This window comes from Pseudomonas sp. LBUM1645, from assembly GCF_059716185.1.
On record NZ_CP166811.1, the window covers coordinates 2321230 to 2343381 of the forward strand.

Here is a 22152-nt window from a genome sequence, read left to right on the forward strand (position 1 = left end):
GTAGGAGCTGCCGAAGGCTGCGATCTTTTGATCTTGATCTTCACAAATGTCACGGGCGCCAGATCAAAAGATCGCAGCCTTCGGCAGCTCCTACGGGGACCGTGAACGGTGTGTAGATTGTTGTTCACTATTGTTCATTGTCAACCGCCGGGTTGTTCAATTGTTCAGTCGCGGTTGTTCATTTCTGTTCAGCTACGAACGCGGTTTTTCTTCCGCTTGAAGGATTCTCAAGCTGGATCAACGGCTTGCAATTTCTGGCACGAATGTCGCTCTGTAGCTCCGGTCGCTTGACTCCAATAATAAAAAGGCCGAGCCATGTCATTAACCCTGGAGCACGTCAGCCGCACCGTCGAGGGCCAGACCTGGATCGATGATGCGTGCCTTAATTTCGAAGCCGGATCCTTCAACGTTTTGCTCGGGCGTACGCTGTCCGGCAAAACCAGTCTCATGCGCCTGATGGCCGGTCTGGACAAGCCCGACAGCGGTCGTATCCTGATGAACGGCGTCGACGTCACCCAGCGTCCGGTGCGTTTGCGCAACGTGTCGATGGTCTATCAGCAATTCATCAACTACCCGACCATGACGGTGTTCGAGAACATTGCCTCGCCCTTGCGCCAGGGGGGTGTTTCCAATGAGCTGATCCAGAGCAAAGTGCTGGAAACCGCGAAGATGTTGCGCATCGAGAAATTCCTCCAGCGCCATCCGCTTGAACTCTCCGGCGGCCAGCAACAGCGCACGGCGATGGCCCGGGCGCTGGTCAAGGATGCCGAGCTGATTCTGTTCGACGAGCCGCTGGTGAACCTCGACTACAAGCTGCGCGAAGAACTGCGTCAGGAAATGCGAGAGCTGTTCAAGGCTCACCACACCATCGCCATCTATGCCACCACCGAACCCAACGAAGCCCTGGCGCTGGGCGGCACCACCACCATTCTTCACGAAGGCCGGGTGATTCAGAGCGGCAAGTCTTCCGAGGTGTATCACCAGCCGCAAACCGTGCTGGCGGCGGAGCTGTTCTCCGAGCCGCCGATCAACCTGATGCCGGGCCGTATCGCCGGCAACGAAGTCAGTTTCGCCAATTTCGTGCACTTCCCGCTCAACGTCGATCTGCGGCCGGTGGGCGAGGGCGAGTTTCGTTTCGGCGTGCGACCGAGCCACATCTCATTGGTGCCGAGCAACGACGATGATCTGGAACTGGCGGTCACCGTCGAGGTGGCCGAGATCAGCGGATCGGAAACCTTCCTCCATGTGCGCAACGAGCATTTCCTGTTGGTGCTGCACTTGCCCGGCGTTCACGAATACGACGTCGATGCGCCAATTCGTATCTATATCCCGACCCATAAACTGTTTGTCTTCGATACGCAGGGGCGGCTGGTCCAGGCGCCTGGTCGCCGTATCGCGAGGGTTGCCTGATGGCCGAAATTCGTTTGCAGCACCTCGCCCACAGTTATACCCGCACGCCGACCGGCCCCGAGGATTATGCGATTCGCGAGATGGACCACGTCTGGGAGCAGGGCGGTGCTTACGCGCTGCTAGGGCCGTCGGGCTGCGGCAAGTCGACCTTGCTCAACATCATTTCGGGGCTGCTCAGTCCGTCTCAGGGCCAGGTGCTGTTCGACAGCAAAGTGGTCAACGACCTGACCCCGGAGAAGCGCAACATCGCCCAGGTTTTCCAGTTCCCGGTGGTCTACGACACCATGACGGTGTTCGACAACCTGGCCTTCCCGCTGCGCAATCAAGGCATGGCCGAGGCGAAAATTCACAGCAAGGTGCAGGAAATCGCCGAAGTCCTCGACCTCCAGGCGCTGCTGAGCAAGAAGGCGCGCAACCTCACCGCCGATGAAAAACAGAAAGTCTCCATGGGCCGTGGGCTGGTGCGCGATGACGTGTCGGCGATCCTGTTCGATGAGCCTCTGACCGTGATCGACCCGCACCTGAAATGGAAGCTGCGGCGCAAGCTCAAGCAGATCCACGAGCAGTTCAACATCACCATGGTCTACGTCACCCACGATCAGCTCGAAGCCTCGACCTTCGCCGACAAGATCGCGGTGATGTACGGCGGGCAGATTGTGCAATTCGGTACGCCGAGAGAACTGTTCGAGCGGCCGAGCCACACCTTTGTCGGCTATTTCATCGGCAGTCCGGGGATGAACCTGATCGAGGTTCAGCCGCAGCCAGGTGGTGTCGGTTTCGCCTCGACTCATTTGCCACTTTCCGATCCTCAACAGAAACGCATCGCCGAGTCCGAGTGGAAAACCCTGAAGGTCGGCATCCGTCCAGAGTTCGTGCATGTGTGGGACGAACCTTTTGATGAGGCGATGCAGGCACAAGTCGTACACGTCGAAGACCTTGGCACCTACAAGATCATGACCCTGAACCTCGACGGCGCCCCTTTGAAAGTGCGCCTGGCCGAAGACAAGCCAGTGCCTGAGGGAACCGCCTACATCAGCTTCCCGGCTCAATGGTTGATGGTGTATGCCGACGAATATCTCCTGGAGACGTAGCCATGAACAAGGTGCAGAACAACAAGGCCTGGTGGCTGGTGTTGCCGGTGTTTTTGCTGGTGGCGTTCAGTGCGGTGATCCCGATGATGACCGTGGTCAACTACTCGGTGCAGGACATCTTCGACCAGTCCAGCCGCTACTTCGTCGGCGCCGACTGGTACAAGCAAGTGCTGCTCGATCCGCGCCTGCATGACTCATTACTGCGTCAGTTCATCTACTCCGGCTGTGTGCTGCTGATCGAAATCCCGCTGGGCATCGCCATCGCCCTGACCATGCCGACCAAGGGTCGCTGGTCGTCGCTGGTGCTGATCATTCTGGCGATTCCGTTGCTGATTCCGTGGAACGTGGTCGGCACCATCTGGCAGATCTTCGGTCGGGCCGACATTGGTCTGCTCGGCGCCAGCCTCAAGGCCATGGGGCTGAACTACAACTATGCGGCCAACACCATGGACGCCTGGGTCACGGTGCTGGTGATGGACGTCTGGCACTGGACGTCGTTGGTGGCGCTGTTGTGTTTCTCCGGTTTACGGGCGATTCCGGACGTTTACTACCAGGCGGCGCGGATTGATCGGGCATCGGCCTGGGCGGTTTTCCGACACATCCAGTTGCCCAAGCTCAAGAGTGTATTGCTGATCGCGGTGATGCTGCGGTTCATGGACAGTTTCATGATCTACACCGAGCCGTTTGTGCTGACCGGTGGCGGTCCGGGGAATGCCACGACCTTCCTGAGTCAGACCCTGACGCAAATGGCGATCGGGCAGTTCGACCTCGGCCCCGCGGCGGCTTTCTCGCTGGTGTACTTCCTGATCATCCTGTTGGTGTCCTGGCTGTTCTATACGGCCATGACTCACTCTGACGCCAACCGCTGAGGTCTGCCATGAGCAAGAGAAAGCTGATTCCGCTGGTGATCTACATTCTGTTCCTGCTGGTGCCGATCTACTGGCTGCTGAACATGTCCTTCAAGAGCAACACCGAAATCCTCAGCGGCCTGACGTTGTTTCCGCAGGATTTCACCTTCGCCAACTACAAGGTGATCTTCACTGATCCGGCCTGGTACACCGGTTACCTCAACTCGCTGTACTACGTGAGCCTGAACACGGTGATTTCGCTGAGCGTGGCATTGCCGGCGGCGTATGCGTTCTCGCGCTATCGGTTCCTCGGTGACAAGCACCTGTTTTTCTGGCTTCTGACCAACCGCATGGCGCCGCCAGCGGTGTTTCTGCTGCCGTTCTTCCAGCTGTATTCCTCGATCGGTTTGTTCGACACCCACATCGCCGTCGCGTTGGCTCATTGCCTGTTTAACGTGCCGTTGGCGGTGTGGATTCTTGAGGGCTTCATGTCCGGGGTTCCCAAGGAAATCGACGAAACCGCCTACATCGATGGCTACAGTTTCCCCAAGTTCTTCGTGAAGATTTTCGTTCCGTTGATTGGCTCAGGGATCGGTGTGACGGCATTTTTCTGCTTCATGTTTTCCTGGGTCGAACTGCTGCTGGCGCGAACGCTGACGTCGGTCAACGCCAAACCGATTGCGGCGGTGATGACGCGCACGGTCTCGGCGTCCGGCATCGACTGGGGCGTACTGGCGGCGGCGGGGGTGTTGACCATCCTGCCGGGCATGCTGGTGATCTGGTTTGTTCGCAACCACGTGGCCAAGGGCTTTGCCCTGGGCCGGGTCTGAGGAACTGATGATGGAATGGATGAGTTGGACCGGCCCTACGGCGGCATTCTTCAGCGTCATTGCCTTGATCCTGGTGGGCATGACGACCTGGGAATTGCGTTCGCCGAGCATTCTTCGGCGTGGTTTGTTGCCGATTGCCACCACCCGTGGCGATCGGTTGTTTATCGGTCTTCTCGGCAGCGCCTACCTGCATTTGCTGGTAATCGGCGTCACCGACTGGAGCATCTGGGTTGCGTTCGCGTTGTCCCTGGTGTGGCTGTTGGCTGTGATGCGTTGGGGCTAGTCGAAATCGATCGGCAATGTTGCTCCGAAACCCAAACAGGAGGTCTCTATGTTCGACAAAAACAATAAGCTGCGACATAGCGTTTCATTGGCAGCCATGCTGGCACTCAGCGGGTTGAGCGCTGCAGCCTGGGCCGATGCCTATGAAGACGCGGCCAAGAAATGGATTGGCAGCGAATTCAAACCGTCCACCCTCACCCCAGAGCAGCAGCTCGAAGAGTTGAAGTGGTTCATCAAGGCGTCCGAGCCGTTTCGCGGGATGAGCATCAAGGTGGTTTCGGAAACCATCGCGACCCACGAATATGAATCCAAAACGCTGGCCAGAGCCTTTACCGAGATCACCGGGATCAAGCTGACCCACGACTTGCTGCAAGAAGGCGACGTGGTGGAAAAGCTGCAGACCCAGATGCAATCGGACAAGAACATCTATGATGGCTGGGTCAATGACTCGGACCTGATCGGCACGCACTTTCGCTACGGCAAAACCGAATCGATCACCGACCTGATGGCCAACGAAGGCAAGGCCTACACCTCGCCGACCCTGGACATCAAAGACTTCATCGGCATCTCGTTCACCACCGCGCCGGACGGCAAGATCTATCAGTTGCCCGACCAACAGTTCGCCAACCTCTACTGGTTCCGCGCCGACTGGTTCGAGCGGGCGGATCTGAAAGCCAAGTTCAAGGAAAAGTACGGCTACGAATTGGGCGTCCCGGTGAACTGGTCGGCCTATGAAGACATCGCCAAATTCTTCAGCGAAGACGTCAAGGAAATCGACGGCAAGCGAATCTACGGGCACATGGACTACGGCAAGAAAGATCCGTCCCTGGGCTGGCGCTTCACCGATGCCTGGTTCTCCATGGCCGGTGCTGGCGACAAAGGCATTCCCAACGGCTTGCCGGTGGACGAGTGGGGCATCCGCGTCGAGGACTGCCATCCGGTCGGCTCCAGTGTGACCCGCGGTGGCGACACCAACGGCCCGGCGGCGGTCTATGCAACCACCAAATACGTCGACTGGCTGAAGAAATATGCGCCACCGGAAGCGGCGGGCATGACCTTCTCCGAATCCGGTCCGGTGCCGTCCCAGGGCAACATCGCGCAGCAGATCTTCTGGTACACCGCGTTTACCGCTGACATGACCAAACCGGGCTTGCCGGTGATGAACGCCGACGGCACGCCAAAATGGCGCATGGCACCGTCGCCTCGCGGGCCGTACTGGGAGGAGGGCATGAAACTCGGGTATCAGGACGTGGGTTCCTGGACTTTCATGAAGTCCACGCCTGAGAAGCAAAAACTCGCGGCCTGGCTGTACGCGCAGTTCGTGACCTCGAAAACCGTATCCCTGAAGAAAACCATCGTCGGCCTGACGCCGATCCGCGAGTCGGACATCAACTCGCAAGCCATGACCGACCTGGCACCGAAACTCGGTGGTCTGGTCGAGTTCTATCGCAGCCCGGCCCGTGTGCAATGGACCCCGACCGGGACCAACGTGCCGGACTATCCGCGTTTGGCGCAACTGTGGTGGAGCCACATCGCCGAAGCGGCCAGCGGCGAGAAAACCCCACAACAGGCGCTGGATGGTTTGGCCAAGGATCAGGACGCGATCATGACCCGTCTGGAGCGCTCGAAGGCGCAAGCCACCTGCGCACCGAAAATGAACCCCGAGCGCGACGCGCAGTACTGGTTGGATCAACCGGGTGCACCGAAGCCGAAACTGGCGAACGAGAAGCCTAAAGGTGAAACTGTGAGTTATGCGGAACTGCTGAAATCGTGGGAGGCGGCGCGTAAATAACATCTGAGCTGTGAAACGCAAACGGCACCGTAAGGTGCCGTTTTCTTTTGTGCCTGCTCCACCGCCTTCGCGAGCAAGCTCGCTCCCACAAGTTTTGCGTCAGTCACAAAAGGTGTGTACACCACAGATCACTGTGGGAGCGGGCTTGCCCGCGAAGAGGACATCCCAGACAACCCGTTACTTATGACTGCTCACAAGTACGAAGATCAAAAGATCGCAGCCTTCGGCAGCTCCTACAGGGTGTATGTCATCCCAATGTAGGAGCTGCCGAAGGCTGCGATCTTTTGATCTTGAAACCCCAAACGCAAAAACGGCACCCGAAGGTGCCGTTTCTGTTTTCTACCGAGTGTCGCTTAAGCGATCAACCCGCCAGCCCCGCCTGCTGAACCAGGATCAGCAACGGCTGCGGATACAGACCGAGGAAGAATGCCAGTGCAGCGATTGCCAGCAGCATCACGCCGCCTGCACGTTGTTCCCAGTGCAGTTGCGCATCGTGGCGACGCAGGTTCGGTTCGATCAGGTACAGGGTGACCATCACACGCAGGTAGTAGAAGACGCCGATGGCGCTGCCCAGTACCAGGGAACCGACCAGCCACCATTGGTGCGACTCGACGCCGGTAGCGATGATGTAGAACTTGCCGATGAAGCCCGCGGTCAGCGGGATACCGGCCAGGGACAGCATCATCACGGTGAGTACGGCGGTAAGGTACGGACGGCGCCAGAACAGGCCGCGGTATTCGTACAGGGCATCCGCATCACGGCCGTTGTACGGCGAGGACATCAGCGTGATCACGCCGAACGCGCCGAGGCTGGTGATCACGTAGGTGACCAGGTACACGCCGATGGCTTCCACGGCCAGACCCTTGCTCGCCACCAGGGCGATCAGCAGGTAACCGAAGTGAGCGATCGACGAGTAACCCAGCAGACGCTTGAGGTTGCTCTGGGTCAGTGCCAGCAGGTTACCGAACAGGATCGACGCGATGGCGATGATGGTCAGCACGTCGCTCAGTACACCGCTGCTTGCCGCCGGCGAGATCTGGAACAGACGCACCATCACTGCGAACACAGCCACTTTGGACGCGGTCGCCAGGAACGCGGCCACCGGTGCCGGAGCACCTTCGTAAACGTCCGGGGTCCAGAGGTGGAACGGTACCAGCGACAGCTTGAACGCCAGACCGATCAGCATCATGCCCAGGCCCAGTTGCGCCAGTGAGCTTGGCAGGCCGGTGGCCGCGAGGGCCTGGCCGATACCGACGAAGCTCAGGCTGCCGGAGTCTGCATACAACAGCGCCATACCGAACAACAGGAACGCAGAACCGGCGGCCGACAGCACCATGTACTTGATACCGGCTTCCAGCGAACGCTTGTTGAAGAAGGCATAAGCCACCAGCCCGTAGACCGGTACCGAGAGCAGTTCCAGACCGATGAACAACCCGGCCAGGTGCTGCGCGCTGACCAGTACCAGGCCACCAGCAGCGGCCATCAGGATCAGCAGGTAAAGTTCTTCACGGTTGCCCGGGTAACCCGAGCCGCCATCGCCGAGGTAGGCGTGGGCGAGGGTTACGCAAGCGAGGGTGGCGACCAGGATCAGCGCCATGTACAAGCAAGCGAAGGTGTCGATCTGCAGCAGTGGAGTCACGGCCAGAGGCGCGACTTTCAGGGCTGGCAGGATCGACAGCAACGCCAGGTTCAGACCCGCCACGGAAATCAGGAAGGTCTGCGAGTGGTTGCGGCGCCAGGCGATTGCCAGCATCACCACGATGATCGTGGCGCTGGTGATCAACAACGGCGCAAGCGCGATAAAGTGTTGAGTCGTGAATTCCATAGCGCTCTTACCGGGCCGAAGCGAGTTGAGTGAAGGCGGTGCCGAGCCATTGCTGCACGCCATGCATCGTCGCAGCAGAGGTATCGAGGAACGGTTGCGGGTACACGCCGATGTAAATCAGCAGTGCGGCCAGACCGACCACCATGATCAGTTCGCGACCATCCATGCCATGCAGCACCGCGTCCGATTTGGACGGGCCGAAGTAGGCACGATGGATCATGATCAGCGAGTAGACCGAACCGAACACCAGACCGGACGTCGCGATGATAGTGATCCATGGGGCGGCCGGGAACGTGCCGATCAGGATCAGGAACTCACCCACAAAGTTACCGGTACCCGGCAAGCCCAGGGACGCGGCTGCGAAGAACAGGCTGACAGCCGGCAGGTAAGCAATCTTCGACCACAGGCCACCCATCTCACGCATGTCGCGGGTGTGGGTGCGCTCGTACAGTTGACCACTGAGGATAAAGAGTGCCGCCGCCGACAGACCGTGTGCCAGCATCTGCATCACCGCGCCCTGCAGCGCCAGTTGGCTGCCGGAGTAGATGCCGATCAACACGAAGCCCATGTGGGAAACGGAGGAGTAGGCGATCAGACGCTTGATGTCGGTTTGGGCGAAGGCCAGGAACGCACCGTAGAAGATCCCGATCAGACCCAGGGTCATGGCGATCGGCGCGAACTCGGCCGAGGCATTCGGGAACAGCGGCAGGGCGAAACGCAGCAGACCGTAAGCAGCTGTCTTCAACAAGATACCGGCCAGGTCGACCGAACCCGCTGTTGGCGCCTGGGCGTGAGCATCAGGCAACCAGGAGTGGAACGGCACCACTGGCAGCTTCACCGCGAAGGCGATGAAGAAGCCGAGCATCAGGATGTACTCGGTGGTCAGCGACATCTTGGTTTTCAACAGGTCGGCGTAGTTGAAGGTAATCACGCCGGTGTCGTTGAAGTTGACCAGGACCAGGCCCAGGATCGCCACCAACATGATCAGGCCGGAAGCCTGAGTGAAGATGAAGAACTTGGTCGCCGCGTAGATCCGGGTTTTCTTGCCGTCCGAAGAACTGTGACCCCAGAGCGCGATGAGGAAGTACATCGGCACCAGCATCATTTCCCAGAAGAAGAAGAACATGAACAGGTCGAGGGCAAGGAACACGCCGACGACACCGCCCAGGATCCACATCAGGTTCAAGTGGAAGAAGCCAACGTGACGCTGGATCTCTTTCCACGAGCAGAGTACCGAGAGGATACCCAGCAGACCGGTCAGCAGGATCATCAACAGCGACAGGCCGTCGAGGGCCAGGTGCACGCTGATGCCGAAGCGCTCGATCCAGATGTGCTTGAACTCGAGCACCCAGGTCGGATCGGCGCCAGGGGCCGGAGCAAATGAATAATTACCGTGGGCCCACAGCCAGAGGCCGAGTGCGAGTTCCAGGGTCATGGTCAACAGCGCAATCCAGCGGGGGAGGGTAGCGCCGAAGCGCTCACCCATCCAGCACAGCAGGCCGCCGATGAAGGGGATCAGGATTAGCCAAGGCAGAATCATGACGGGCTCAATTCCTTTCGCAAGTTCGCAAGGTTCATATCAGACCGCTACCAGCACGATGGCGCCGATGACCAGCACGGAGCCGGCTGCCATCGATGCCGCGTACCAACGCAGTTGACCGGTTTCGGTACGGCTCAGGGCGGTGTGACCACCTTTGGCCATACGCGGGATCAGACCGATGGTCTGGTCGAGCGGGTCTCTGCGCAGTGCGTGGCTGATCGCAAGGTATGGCTTGACGAACAGTTTGTCGTAGATCCAGTCGAAGCCCCAGGCAGCGAACCACCAGGCCGAAAGGAAGCGGCCGATGCCGCTGTTGGCGATTGCAGTGACGAAACGACGCTTGCCGAGGAACAGCAGCGCGGCCAGCAGGATACCGGCCAGGGCAATGGCGCCCGAGGCGATTTCCAGACTGTGCTTGGCTTCGCCGCCGGCATGGCCGACGCTTTCCGGCAGCACGCCGTGCAGCGGTGGAACGATCATCGCGCCGACGAAGGTCGACAGCACGATCAGCACCGACAGTGGCAGCCAGTGAGCGATGCCGTGACCGGCGTGCGCTTCGGTCTTCACTTCACCGTGGAACGCGATGAAGATCAGGCGGAAGGTGTACAGCGACGTCATGAACGCACCGACCAGACCTGCGTAAAGCAGACCGTGGTTGCCGCTGGCGAACGCTTCCCAGAGGATTTCGTCCTTGGAGTAGAAGCCTGCGGTAACCAGTGGCAGGGCAGACAATGCCGCGCCGCCGACGATGAAGCTGGCGTAGGCCAGTGGCAGTTTCTTCCACAGACCGCCCATCTTGAAGATGTTCTGCTCGTGGTGGCAGGCAACGATCACCGCACCGGACGCAAGGAACAGCAGCGCCTTGAAGAAGGCGTGGGTCATCAGGTGGAAGATCGCGCCATCCCAGGCGCCAACGCCCAGCGCCAGGAACATGTAGCCGATCTGGCTCATGGTCGAGTAGGCGAGGATACGTTTGATGTCGGTCTGAACCAGGGCGGCAAAACCGGCGAGTACCAGGGTCACACCGCCGACAACGCCAACCAGGTGCAGGATATCCGGCGCCAGGGAAAACAGGCCGTGAGTACGGGCGATCAGGTAGACACCGGCGGTCACCATGGTTGCGGCGTGGATCAGTGCCGAAACCGGAGTAGGACCGGCCATCGCGTCCGCCAGCCAGGTTTGCAGCGGCAGTTGCGCGGATTTACCGACAGCGCCGCCCAGCAGCATCAGGGTCGCCATGACCATCCAGAAGTCGCCGGCCTGGAATTTCTGCGGTGCCAGCACCAGCAATTCCTGGATGTTCAGCGTGCCCAGTTGCGCGAACAGGATGAACAGGCCGATGGCCATGAACACGTCGCCGATGCGGGTGACGATGAAGGCTTTGAGTGCCGCGTTACCGTTGTTGCGGTTGCTGTAGTAGAAACCGATCAACAGGTACGAGCACAAGCCCACGCCTTCCCAACCGAAGTACAGGAACAACAGGTTATCGCCCAGGACCAGGAACAGCATGCTGGCGATAAACAGGTTGGTGTAGGCGAAGAAGCGCGAGTAACCGGCTTCACCGCGCATGTACCAGGACGCGAACAGGTGGATCAGGAAGCCGACGCCGACCACCACACCGAGCATGGTCAGGGACAGACCATCCAGGTACAGCGCGAAGTTTGGCGTAAAGCCTTCCACCGCCATCCACTGCCACAACACTTGCGTGTAGTGACCGCCTTCAGGTGGCGCAACGTTGAATTGCCAGATCACATAAGCCGTGACGATGGCAGACAAGCCGATCGAACCGACGCCAATCAGCGCCGACAGGTTTTCCGAAAAACGGCCGCGTGAGAACGCCAGCAGCAGGAAACCTATGAGAGGGAATACGAAAGTCAGATAGAGAAGATTCATCCGCGCATCTCGCTGGCAGCGTCGATATCGAGAGTGTGGAAGCGGCGATACAGCTGCAACAGAATCGCCAGGCCAATACTGGCCTCGGCGGCTGCCAGGCTGATCACCAGGATGAACATGATCTGTCCATCCGGCTGACCCCAGCGGCTACCGGCGACGATGAAGGCCAGTGCGGAGGCATTCATCATGACCTCCAGGCTCATCAGCACGAAGAGAATGTTGCGGCGGACCATCAGGCCGACCAGACCGAGGCAGAACAGGATGCCGGCGACCGCCAGACCATGCTCCATAGGGATAGCAGGCATCGTCATTGCTCCTTGGCTTCGTTGCGGCCCAAGTGGAACGCCGTGACGGCTGCGGCGAGCAGCAGCATCGAGGCGAGTTCGACCACCAGCAGGTAAGGACCGAACAGGCTGATGCCCACGGCCTTGGCGTCTACGGTGGTGTGGCCGATGGCCTGGCCGCTGGTGTCGCTGAACAGCACGTACAGCAGTTCAACCAGCAGCAGGGCGCCGAGTGCGACCGGGCCGAGCCAGATGCCGGGTTTTAGCCAGACGCGCTCTTGCTGAACCGAGGCGGGCCCCAGGTTCAGCATCATCACCACGAACACGAACAGCACCATGATGGCGCCAGCGTAGGCGATCACTTCCAGCACACCGGCGAACGGCGCGCCGAGGGCGAAAAACGTCATCGCCACGGCAATCAGCGAAATGATCAGGTAGAGCAGGGCGTGCACGGGGTTGGTGTTGGTGATCACACGAAGCGTGGACACAACAGCGATACCCGATGCGAAATAGAAAGCGAATTCCATCTTTCTTCCTTAAGGCAGCAAGCTCTTCACGTTGATCGGTTCGGCTTCATTCTGCGCGGAGCCTTTTGGCTTACCGGCAATCGCCATACCTGCAACACGATAGAAGTTGTAATCAGGGTTTTTGCCGGGGCCGGAGATCAACAGATCTTCTTTCTCGTACACCAGGTCCTGACGTTTGAACTCGGCCATCTCGAAATCCGGTGTCAGCTGGATCGCGGTGGTCGGGCAGGCTTCCTCGCAGAGGCCGCAGAAAATGCAGCGCGAGAAGTTGATACGGAAAAATTCCGGGTACCAGCGACCGTCATCGGTTTCAGCTTTCTGCAGCGAGATGCAACCGACCGGGCACGCCACGGCGCACAGGTTGCAAGCTACGCAACGCTCTTCGCCGTCGGGGTCGCGGGTCAGTACGATACGGCCACGGAAGCGCGGCGGCAGGTACACCGCCTCTTCCGGGTATTGCAACGTGTCGCGCTTGCGGAAGGCGTGGCCGAAGATCATCACCAGGCTGCGAAGCTGGGTGAAGAAGCCATGCACGATGTCAAATATGTACTTCATGATTCTCTATCCTCACTGAGCCGCGACGGCGGGCGTGTTGAGCAACACGATCGCAGCGGTCACCAGCATGTTGACGAGGGTCAGCGGCAGGCAGAACTTCCAGCTGAAATCCATCACTTGGTCATACCGTGGGCGCGGAATCGAGGCGCGCAGCAGGATGAAGAACATGATGAAGAACGCGGTTTTCAGTGCGAACCAGATGAACGGGATCTGCGGCAGAATGCCAAACGGACCGTGCCAGCCACCGAAGAACAGGGTCACCAGCAGCGCCGAAATCAGCACGATGCCGATGTACTCACCGACGAAGAACATGCCCCATTTCATGCCGGCGTATTCAATGTGGTAACCGTCGGCCAGTTCCTGCTCCGCTTCCGGCTGGTCGAACGGGTGACGGTGAGTCACGGCGACGCCGGCAATGAAGAAGGTCAGGAAACCGAAGATCTGCGGGATGACGAACCACAGGTTCTGCGCCTGGTATTCAACGATGTCGCGCATGTTGAACGAGCCAACCTGGATCACGATGCCCATCAGCGACAGGCCCATGAACACTTCGTACGACACGGTTTGTGCCGAGGCCCGCAAGCTGCCCAACAGGGCGAACTTGTTGTTACTCGACCAGCCGGCGAACAGCACCGCGTAGACCGACAGGCCAGCCATGGCGAAGAAGAACAGGATACCGATGTTGATGTCCGCCACACCCCAGGTCGGGGTAATCGGGATGATCGCGAAGGCAATCAGCAAGGCGCTCATGGCCACGACCGGTGCCAAGGTGAAGATCACCTTGTCGGCGAACGGCGGGGTCCAGTCTTCCTTGAAGAACATCTTGATCATGTCGGCCGCAATCTGGAACGCGCCGAACGGGCCGACGCGGTTCGGACCGTAACGGTCCTGCCAGAGGGCGAGCAGACGACGCTCGACCCAGCTCAGCAGCGCGCCGCACACCACGACGGCGAGCAGAATCACGATGGCCTTGAGGACCGCGATGATCACGTCAATCACTTCAGGCGTGAACCAGGTCATTGAGCTGCCTCCTGCAGACCGTCAACGGATTTGCCAAAGAACGCTGGCGGAATGCCGGCGATACCGGCCGGCAATGCGACCAGACCGGCACCCAGCTCTTCGTTGATGCGCAGCGGCAGACGCAGGGTCTGGCCAGCAACGCTCAAGCTCAGCAGGGCGCCGTCATTGACACCCAGACGGTCGGCTTCGGATTTGGCCAGCGACACGTAAGCGGCCGGGATGCGTTCCTGAACCGGCGCGGCTTTGGAAGAGTTCTCTTCGCTGCCGAACAGGTGGAAGAACGGCACAACCTGCCAGGTACCCGGAGCCGGGTTGAACGCGCGAGGAACACTGGCGAACCAGTTCAGCGAATCACCGGTGCTTTCGATCAGGCGAGTGCCCGGGTCGCCAGCGCGGATGTGACCACCGACTTCGTCCTGGAACTTGTTCCAGGCTTGCGGCGAGTTCCAGCCCGGAGACCAGGCGAAAGGCACTTGCTGACGCGGTTCGACCGAGCCCGAGTAACCTTCCATGGAGAACGAGAACGCGGTGTCGTTATCCTGGGAAGTACGCGGTTCGTGCACGCTGATATCGGCGCGCATGGCGGTACGACCGGAGTAACGCAGCGGTTCGCGAGCCAGTTTCAGGCCTTTGATGCGGAACGCGGCGGACGGTGCGGCGCTGACAATGCCGGCCAGTTGCGGAGTGCTTGCGGCACAGGCAGCGGTGACGTGGTCCAGTTGGGTCCAGTCGATCGGCTGGTTCAACAGGGTAGCGCGCAGGGCATGCAGCCAGCGCCAGCCTTCGTGAACCATGATGCTTGCGTCGAGGTAAGTCGGGTCGAAGACCTGGAAGAAACGCTGGGCGCGACCCTCCTGGCTGACCAGCGTACCGTCGCCTTCAGCGAAGCTGGCGGCTGGCAGAACCAGGTGCGCGCGATCGCTGGTGGCGGTCTTCTGATGGTCCGCCACGATCACCACTTTCGCGGCGTTCAGGGCAGCATCGACCTTGGCTTTGTCGGTACGGGTGTACAGATCGTTTTCCAGCACGACGATGGCGTCAGCTTTACCGTCGATCACGGCTTGCAGCGCGGCATCGACCGAGTCGCCACCGAGCATGGCCAGGCCGAGGCTGTTGGCTTCTGGCACGATCAGGCTGATGGAACCGTTCTTCTCGCGCAGCTTCAGGGCCTTGGCGATGTTCGCCGCGGCTTCGATCAGCGCCTTGGAACCCAACGAGGTACCGGCAATGATCAGCGGACGCTTGGCGGCGAGCAAGGCGTCGGCAATGCGCTTGGCCAGCTCAAGAGCTTCAGCGTCCAGACCTTCAACGGCAGGCGCGCTGGCGTCGAGGGCGTGAGCCACGGCGAAACCGATGCGGGCCAGGTCGTCTGGCGCAGCGTGAACACATTCTTCAGCGATGTCGTCGAGCTTGGTTTCAGCCAGGCTGGCGATGAACAGTGGGTTCAGAGCGTTCTGACCGATGTTCTTCACGGCGGCGTCGAGCCAAGGCTGAACGCGCATGGCGTCGGCCATGTCTTCGGCTTTGCCTTTGACCGATTGACGCAGGGACAGGGCCATGCGCGCAGCAGTCTGGGTCAGGTCTTCACCGAGGACGAAGATCGCATCGTGGTCTTCGATGTCGCGCATGTTCGGGATCGGCAGCGGGCTGTCTTTGAGCACCTGCATGACCAGACGAATGCGTTCCAGCTCGGCAGCTTCGATACCGGAGTAGAAGTGCTCGGCACCGACAAGCTCGCGCAACGCGTAGTTGCTTTCGAGGCTGGCACGTGGCGAACCGATACCGACGATGTTGCGACCGCGCAGCAGGTCGGCGGCTTTATCCAGCGCTTCGTCGAGGGTCAGCTTGGCGCCGTTGGCCAGCAATGCCTGACGCGGACGATCCTTGCGATTGACGTAGCCATAGCCGAAACGGCCACGGTCGCACAGGAAGTACTGGTTCACCGAACCGTTGAAACGGTTTTCGATGCGACGCAGTTCACCGTAGCGCTCGCCCGGGGAGATGTTGCAACCGCTGGAGCAGCCATGGCAGATGCTCGGCGAGAACTGCATGTCCCACTTGCGGTTGTAGCGCTCGGAGTGAGTCTTGTCGGTGAACACACCGGTCGGGCAGACCTCGGTGAGGTTGCCGGAGAACTCGCTTTCCAGGGTGCCGTCTTCAACGCGACCGAAGTACACGTTGTCGTGGGCGCCGAATACACCGAGGTCGGTGCCGCCGGCGTAATCCTTATAGAAGCGCACGCAGCGGTAGCAAGCGATGCAGCGGTTCATTTCGTGGGAAATGAACGGGCCCAGTTGCTGGTTCTGGTGAGTACGCTTGGTGAAGCGATAACGGCGCTCGTTGTGGCCGGTCATCACCGTCATGTCTTGCAGGTGGCAGTGACCGCCCTCTTCACAGACCGGGCAGTCGTGAGGGTGGTTGGTCATCAGCCATTCAACGACGCTGGCGCGAAACACTTTCGCTTCTTCGTCGTCGATGGAGATCCAGCTGCCGTCGGTAGCTGGCGTCATGCACGACATGACGATCCGACCACGCTTGTCGTTTTCGTCGGTGTACTGCTTGACCGCGCACTGGCGGCAAGCGCCAACGCTGCCTAGGGCTGGGTGCCAGCAGAAATAAGGGATATCGAGGCCTAGCGACAGACATGCCTGTAACAGGTTGTCTGCCCCATCGACTTCGAGCTCTTTGCCGTCTACGTGGATAGTGGCCATGGTTCAAAGTTCTTCGTTGGCCCGGTGTCAGCGGGCGTGGCTAATGGAATCTTGTTATTCGCGTGAATCAACACAGCCGCTTGCGGCGTCATCACACGACAAAGCGAAGGGCACGGACCCTTCGCTTTTTTAAGCGTTTACGCGCCGACTACGATCGGCCTTGCCAGAGGCGGGACGACGGCGCTGGTAGGCGCGATGCCGGCTTCGAACTCATGGCGGAAGTATTTGATTGCGCTGCCCAACGGCTCCACGGCGCCCGGTGCGTGAGCACAGAAGGTCTTGCCTGGGCCGAGGAAACCGACCAGACCCAGCAGGGTCTCGATATCGCCGGCTTGCCCTTCACCGTTCTCGATGGCGCGCAGAAGCTTGACGCTCCACGGCAAACCGTCACGGCACGGGGTGCAGAAGCCGCAGGATTCGCGGGAGAAGAACTCTTCCATGTTGCGCAGCAGGGAAACCATGTTGACGCTGTCGTCCACCGCCATGGCCAGGCCGGTACCCATACGGGTGCCCACTTTGGCGATGCCGCCGGCGTACATTTGTGCGTCCAGGTGTTCCGGCAACAGGAAACCGGTACCGGCGCCTCCTGGCTGCCAGCACTTGAGTTTGTAACCGTCGCGCATGCCGCCGGCGTAGTCTTCGAACAACTCGCGACCGGTGACGCCGAACGGCAATTCCCACAGGCCCGGGTTCTTGACCTTGCCGGAGAAGCCCATGAGCTTGGTGCCCATGTCTTCGCTGCCTTCGCGGGCCAACGATTTGTACCAGTCCACGCCGTCGGCAATGATCGCCGGCACGTTGCACAGGGTTTCAACGTTGTTCACGCAGGTCGGCTTGCCCCACACGCCAACGGCCGCAGGGAAGGGCGGCTTGGAGCGCGGGTTGGCGCGGCGACCTTCGAGGGAGTTGATCAGTGCGGTTTCTTCACCGCAGATGTAACGCCCGGCGCCGGTGTGGACGAACAGCTCGAAATCGAAGCCGCTGCCCAGAATGTTTTTACCCAAAAGGCCTGCAGCCTTGGCTTCTTCCACGGCACGGTTCAGGTGCTTGGCGGCGGTGGTGTATTCGCCACGCAGGAAGATGTAGCCACGGTAGGTTTTCAGCGCGCGAGCACTGATCAGCATGCCTTCGATCAGCAGATGGGGCAGTTGCTCCATCAGCATGCGGTCTTTCCAGGTGTTCGGTTCCATCTCGTCCGCGTTGCACAGCAGGTAGCGGATGTTGATGGATTCGTCTTTGGGCATCAGGCCCCACTTCACGCCCGTGGGGAAGCCCGCACCGCCGCGACCTTTAAGGCCCGAGTCTTTCACGGTCTGGACGATGTCGTCCTGAGCCATGTCGGCGAAAGCCTTGCGCGCAGCCGCGTAACCGTTCTTGGCCTGGTACTCGTCGAGCCATACGGCTTCGCCGTCGTCACGCAGGCGCCAGGTCAGCGGGTGAGTCTCGGCCGAACGCTTGATGCGGTTGGCTGGACCGAAGGAAGTCAGGGTCATACGTAGCCCTCGAGCAATTTGGCAACGCCGGCAGGCTGCACATCACCGAATGTGTCGTCGTCGATCATCAACGCCGGCGCCTTGTCGCAGTTGCCGAGGCAGCAGACCGGCAGCAGGGTGAAACGACCGTCGGCGGTGGTCTGACCCAGGCCGATGCCCAGATTGCTCTGGATTTCGCTGACTACCGATTCATGGCCGCCGATGTAGCAGACCATGCTGTCGCAGACGCGAATGATGTGACGGCCGACCGGCTGACGGAAGATCTGGCTATAGAACGTCGCCACGCCTTCAACGTCGCTGGCCGGGATGCCGAGGATTTCGCCGATGGCGTAGAGCGCGCCATCAGGCACCCAGCCACGTTCCTTCTGGACGATCTTCAGGGCTTCGATCGACGCCGCGCGCGGGTCTTCGTAGTGATGCAGCTCGTGCTCGATGGCCGAGCGCTCGGTTTCGCTCAGGGCGAAACGGTCTGTCTGGATAAGCGTGCTGTTCATGCTTAGCGGTCCACGTCGGCCATAACGAAATCGATACTACCCAGGTACGCGATCAAGTCCGCGACCATGCTGCCTTTGATCACCGAAGGGATCTGCTGCAGGTGCGGGAAGCTTGGGGTGCGAATCCGGGTGCGGTAGCTCATGGTGCCGCCATCGCTCGTCAGGTAATAACTGTTGATGCCCTTGGTCGCTTCGATCATCTGGAAGGATTCGTTGGCCGGCATGACCGGGCCCCACGAAACTTGCAGGAAGTGCGTGATCAAGGTCTCGATGTGCTGCAGGGTGCGCTCTTTCGGCGGCGGCGTGGTCAGCGGGTGATCCGCCTTGTACGGGCCTTCCGGCATGTTGCGCATGCACTGCTCGATGATCTTCAGGCTCTGGCGCATTTCTTCGACACGCACGATGCAACGGTCGTAGGCATCGCCATTGGCCGCCAGCGGTACTTCGAACTCGAAGTTCTCGTAGCCGGAGTACGGGCGAGCTTTACGCAGGTCGAAATCGCAACCGGTCGAACGCAGGCCGGAACCGGTGACGCCCCATTCCAGGGCTTCTTTGGTGTTGTAGGCGGCGACGCCGATGGTCCGGCCACGCAGGATGCTGTTGTCGAGTGCGGCTTTCTGGTATTCGTCCAGACGCTTTGGCATCCAATCGATGAAGTCTTTCACCAGTTTTTCCCAGCCGCGCGGCAGGTCGTGAGCGACGCCACCGATGCGGTACCAGGCCGGGTGCAGACGGAAGCCGGTAATGGCTTCGATCACCGTGTACGCCTTCTGACGGTCGGTGAACGTGAAGAACACCGGAGTCATGGCGCCGACGTCCTGGATGTAAGTCCCCAGGAACAGCAGGTGGCTGGTGATCCGGAAGAACTCGGCCATCATGATGCGGATGACGTCGACCTTCTCAGGCACTTTGATGCCGGCCAGCTTCTCGACCGAGAGCACGTACGGCAGGTTGTTCATCACGCCGCCGAGGTAGTCGATACGGTCGGTGTACGGAATGAAGCTGTGCCAGGACTGACGCTCGGCCATCTTCTCGGCACCACGGTGGTGGTAACCGACGTCCGGCACGCAATCGACGATCTCTTCACCGTCCAGCTGCAGAATGATGCGGAACGCACCGTGCGCGGAAGGGTGGTTGGGGCCGAGGTTGAGGAACATGTAGTCCTCGTTCGCCCCGGAACGCTTCATGCCCCAGTCTTCAGGCTTGAAGCGCGCGGCTTCTTCCTCAAGCTGTTGCTTGGCCAGGGTCAGGCTGAACGGGTCGAACTCGGTGGCACGGGCCGGGAAGTCCTTGCGCAGAGGGTGACCTTCCCAGGTCGGCGGCATCATGATGCGGGTCAGGTGCGGGTGACCGGCAAAGTTGATGCCGTACATGTCCCACACTTCACGCTCGTACCAGTTGGCGTTCGGCCAGATGCCGGTCACGGTCGGCACGTTGAGGTCGCTCTCGGACAAGGCGACCTTGATCATTACGTCACTATTACGTTCGATCGACATCAAGTGATAGAACACAGTGAAGTCGGCGCCGCTAGGCAGCCCTTGACGCTTGGTGCGCAGACGCTCGTCCACGCCGTGCAGGTCATAGAGCATGACGTACGGCTTGGGCAGGTTGCGCAGGAAGGTCAGGATTTCGACGAGTTTGGCGCGGGCAACCCAAAGCACCGGCATGCCGGTGCGGGTAGGCTGGGCGGTGAACGCCTCAGGGCCAAAACGGTTGTTCAGTTCGACGACCACATCCTGGTCGTCTGCCTTATAAGGCGGGATGTACAGAGCACTGCCTGTAGTCATGGTTATTTATCGCTTTCGGTCAACGTAAAGAATGAAGCCAGGTTCTCGTTCTATAAAAGAAGCAGGTCTGGATCAGACTTCGTCGGGGCTGCGCAGGTTGGTGACTGCGATTCGCTGTTCGCGGCGCTGTTCCTTTTGCGAAGGCATCTCGGCGCGGTATACGCCTTGATCGCCGACGACCCAGGAAAGCGGACGACGCTCCTGTCCAATGGACTCCTGCAACAGCATCAAGCCTTGCAGAAAAGCTTCAGGACGGGGCGGGCAGCCAGGCACGTAGACGTCCACGGGCAGGAACTTGTCCACCCCTTGAACGACTGAGTAGATGTCGTACATGCCACCGGAGTTGGCGCACGAACCCATGGAGATAACCCATTTAGGTTCGAGCATTTGCTCGTAGAGACGCTGAATGATCGGCGCCATCTTGATGAAGCAGGTACCGGCGATAACCATGAAATCCGCCTGACGCGGCGATGCCCGGATAACCTCGGCGCCAAAGCGCGCGATGTCGTGGGGCGCCGTGAAGGCGGTGGTCATTTCCACGTAGCAGCACGAAAGACCGAAGTTATACGGCCACAGGGAGTTCTTGCGCCCCCAGTTGATCGTGCCGTTAAGCACGTCTTCGAGCTTGCCCATGAAAATGTTTTTGTGGACTTGATCTTCTAACGGATCGGAAACGGTTTCCCGTTCGCCAATCGGATACTGCTCGTTAGGAGCATCGGGGTCGATCCTGGTGAGATTGTATTGCATTGCCAAAGCCTCATTGTTTCAGCTTCGCTTGCCGCTTAAGACGAGCTGCCGGAGCCCAGTCAAGGGCGCCCACTCGAAATAGGTAGACAAGGCCTGCCAACAGAATTGCTATGAAAACGAGAGCTTCGACGAATCCGGTCCAGCCGCTTTCGCGGACGGACACAGACCAGGCAAAGAGAAAAAGGGCTTCGATATCGAAGATCACGAAGAGCATCGCGACCAGATAGAATTTGGCTGAGAGCCGTAAGCGGGCGCCACCTGTAGGTAGCATGCCGGACTCGAACGGTTCGTTTTTGCTGCGGCCCCAGGCTTTTGACCCGAGGAGGCTGGAGACGCCGAGCATGAAGGCACAAAGGCCGACGACGCCCAGAAGGAAAATGGCAAAGCCCCAGTTGTGGGCCATGAGTCCTGTCGCTTCGGGCATGCTGGTAATCCTTAACAGAGAGCAAAGGTCTCTGAGCTTGAAAAGAAACAAAGCAGTGACGATATGTCGCAGCAATCAATCCCGCTGATTTTATGGCACAACACCGTGCAAGTAAAATTCCTATAGCGAAATTATTTATAGGAATAAGGACATAGCGCACCTCCAAAGCTCCGCAGCCCATGCGGTTCGGGCATTAGCCGGGATTTCATCAATATTGTTTTGTTGGGAATGTAACGAACATAGTTACGGCTAAATGATAATCAATATTGTTTGCGGTGGTTTTTAAACTGTTTAATGGGATAAGAACCGGGAAGTTGTCTTATATGTGCGTAACAACAAGTAGCGAGCGGGGTCGTTTTACCTTTTTTTCCTGATCGAGAAACTGCTCTGGATCAATGATTTTCTCGTGGTTACCTGATCCCTGTGGGAGCGAGCTTGCTCGCGATGGCGGCCGTCCAGTCGAAGTTGTACTGACTGACATTTCGCTATCGCGAGCAAGCTCGCTCCCACAGGGTTCGGTGGTGTTGGTTAAATCGCAGGCAAAAAAAACGCCCCGAACCAGTCGGGGCGTCAGATGTGCGGCGTTGCGGTTAGCTTTC

Annotated in this window: 19 protein-coding genes; 6 read left to right on the forward strand and 13 right to left on the reverse strand. The window is 59.5% G+C overall.

The window, feature by feature from the left end; all coding sequences use genetic code 11:
• Positions 1–315 precede the first annotated feature (315 nt).
• The 6 genes from ACA079_RS10315 to ACA079_RS10340 are packed head-to-tail and all read left to right on the forward strand — an operon-like array spanning position 316 to position 6253.
• Positions 316–1410: an ABC transporter ATP-binding protein gene (locus ACA079_RS10315; protein ID WP_415768228.1), complete on the forward strand. Its 1095-nt coding sequence runs from the start codon at positions 316–318 to the stop codon at positions 1408–1410.
• Complete coding sequence (locus ACA079_RS10320; protein ID WP_497633763.1) at positions 1410–2501, forward strand: ABC transporter ATP-binding protein; 1092 nt, start codon at positions 1410–1412, stop codon at positions 2499–2501. The genes ACA079_RS10315 and ACA079_RS10320 overlap by 1 nt, the downstream gene beginning before the upstream one ends.
• 2 nt (positions 2502–2503) lie before the next feature.
• Positions 2504–3370 carry a carbohydrate ABC transporter permease gene (locus ACA079_RS10325; RefSeq protein WP_129436920.1) on the forward strand — a complete coding sequence of 289 codons (867 nt, stop codon included), beginning with the start codon at positions 2504–2506 and terminating at the stop codon, positions 3368–3370.
• An 8-nt stretch (positions 3371–3378) separates the two neighbouring features.
• Entirely contained in the window at positions 3379–4179 is an 801-nt protein-coding gene (locus ACA079_RS10330) for a carbohydrate ABC transporter permease (RefSeq protein ID WP_129436919.1), read from the forward strand.
• Between the two features lie 10 nt (positions 4180–4189).
• Complete coding sequence (locus ACA079_RS10335) at positions 4190–4462, forward strand: DUF2160 domain-containing protein (protein WP_008146061.1); 273 nt, start codon at positions 4190–4192, stop codon at positions 4460–4462.
• A gap of 48 nt (positions 4463–4510) precedes the next feature.
• Positions 4511–6253, forward strand: coding sequence for an ABC transporter substrate-binding protein (locus ACA079_RS10340; protein WP_497703371.1), 1743 nt, complete (start codon positions 4511–4513; stop codon positions 6251–6253).
• A gap of 361 nt (positions 6254–6614) precedes the next feature.
• On the opposite strand, the gene nuoN is transcribed toward ACA079_RS10340, so the two are convergent.
• From nuoN to ACA079_RS10405, 13 genes are all read right to left on the reverse strand, one after another.
• On the reverse strand, positions 6615–8078 hold the full coding sequence (gene nuoN, locus ACA079_RS10345) for an NADH-quinone oxidoreductase subunit NuoN (protein WP_283180873.1): 1464 nt from the start codon (positions 8076–8078) through the stop codon (positions 6615–6617).
• A 7-nt stretch (positions 8079–8085) separates the two neighbouring features.
• Positions 8086–9618: an NADH-quinone oxidoreductase subunit M gene (gene nuoM / locus ACA079_RS10350; protein WP_497633773.1), complete on the reverse strand. Its 1533-nt coding sequence runs from the start codon at positions 9616–9618 to the stop codon at positions 8086–8088.
• A 39-nt stretch (positions 9619–9657) separates the two neighbouring features.
• Positions 9658–11511 (reverse strand): NADH-quinone oxidoreductase subunit L, encoded by a 1854-nt coding sequence (gene nuoL / locus ACA079_RS10355; RefSeq protein ID WP_497703372.1) that lies wholly within the window; start codon positions 11509–11511, stop codon positions 9658–9660.
• On the reverse strand, positions 11508–11816 hold the full coding sequence (gene nuoK / locus ACA079_RS10360) for an NADH-quinone oxidoreductase subunit NuoK (protein ID WP_133838688.1): 309 nt from the start codon (positions 11814–11816) through the stop codon (positions 11508–11510). The genes nuoL and nuoK overlap by 4 nt, the downstream gene beginning before the upstream one ends.
• 2 nt (positions 11817–11818) lie before the next feature.
• Positions 11819–12322: an NADH-quinone oxidoreductase subunit J gene (gene nuoJ, locus ACA079_RS10365; protein WP_415768234.1), complete on the reverse strand. Its 504-nt coding sequence runs from the start codon at positions 12320–12322 to the stop codon at positions 11819–11821.
• A 9-nt stretch (positions 12323–12331) separates the two neighbouring features.
• Entirely contained in the window at positions 12332–12877 is a 546-nt protein-coding gene (gene nuoI / locus ACA079_RS10370) for an NADH-quinone oxidoreductase subunit NuoI (RefSeq protein ID WP_200889382.1), read from the reverse strand.
• 12 nt (positions 12878–12889) lie between these two features.
• On the reverse strand, positions 12890–13897 hold the full coding sequence (nuoH, locus tag ACA079_RS10375) for an NADH-quinone oxidoreductase subunit NuoH (protein ID WP_008146046.1): 1008 nt from the start codon (positions 13895–13897) through the stop codon (positions 12890–12892).
• A complete protein-coding gene (gene nuoG / locus ACA079_RS10380; RefSeq protein ID WP_497703373.1) occupies positions 13894–16608 on the reverse strand; it encodes an NADH-quinone oxidoreductase subunit NuoG in 2715 nt (904 codons plus the stop codon). The genes nuoH and nuoG overlap by 4 nt, the downstream gene beginning before the upstream one ends.
• 137 nt (positions 16609–16745) lie before the next feature.
• The gene (gene nuoF / locus ACA079_RS10385) at positions 16746–18101 is read right to left on the reverse strand and encodes an NADH-quinone oxidoreductase subunit NuoF (RefSeq protein ID WP_008146041.1); all 1356 of its coding nucleotides are present in this window, start codon (positions 18099–18101) and stop codon (positions 16746–16748) included.
• Positions 18098–18595 carry an NADH-quinone oxidoreductase subunit NuoE gene (nuoE, locus tag ACA079_RS10390; protein WP_008146039.1) on the reverse strand — a complete coding sequence of 166 codons (498 nt, stop codon included), beginning with the start codon at positions 18593–18595 and terminating at the stop codon, positions 18098–18100. The genes nuoF and nuoE overlap by 4 nt, the downstream gene beginning before the upstream one ends.
• A gap of 2 nt (positions 18596–18597) precedes the next feature.
• Positions 18598–20382, reverse strand: a complete 1785-nt coding sequence (gene nuoC, locus ACA079_RS10395; RefSeq protein WP_497703374.1) for an NADH-quinone oxidoreductase subunit C/D — start codon at positions 20380–20382, stop codon at positions 18598–18600.
• A gap of 72 nt (positions 20383–20454) precedes the next feature.
• A complete protein-coding gene (locus tag ACA079_RS10400) occupies positions 20455–21129 on the reverse strand; it encodes a NuoB/complex I 20 kDa subunit family protein (RefSeq protein WP_008146035.1) in 675 nt (224 codons plus the stop codon).
• 10 nt (positions 21130–21139) lie between these two features.
• Positions 21140–21553 carry an NADH-quinone oxidoreductase subunit A gene (locus ACA079_RS10405; protein ID WP_008146033.1) on the reverse strand — a complete coding sequence of 138 codons (414 nt, stop codon included), beginning with the start codon at positions 21551–21553 and terminating at the stop codon, positions 21140–21142.
• Positions 21554–22152: the final 599 nt, after the last annotated feature.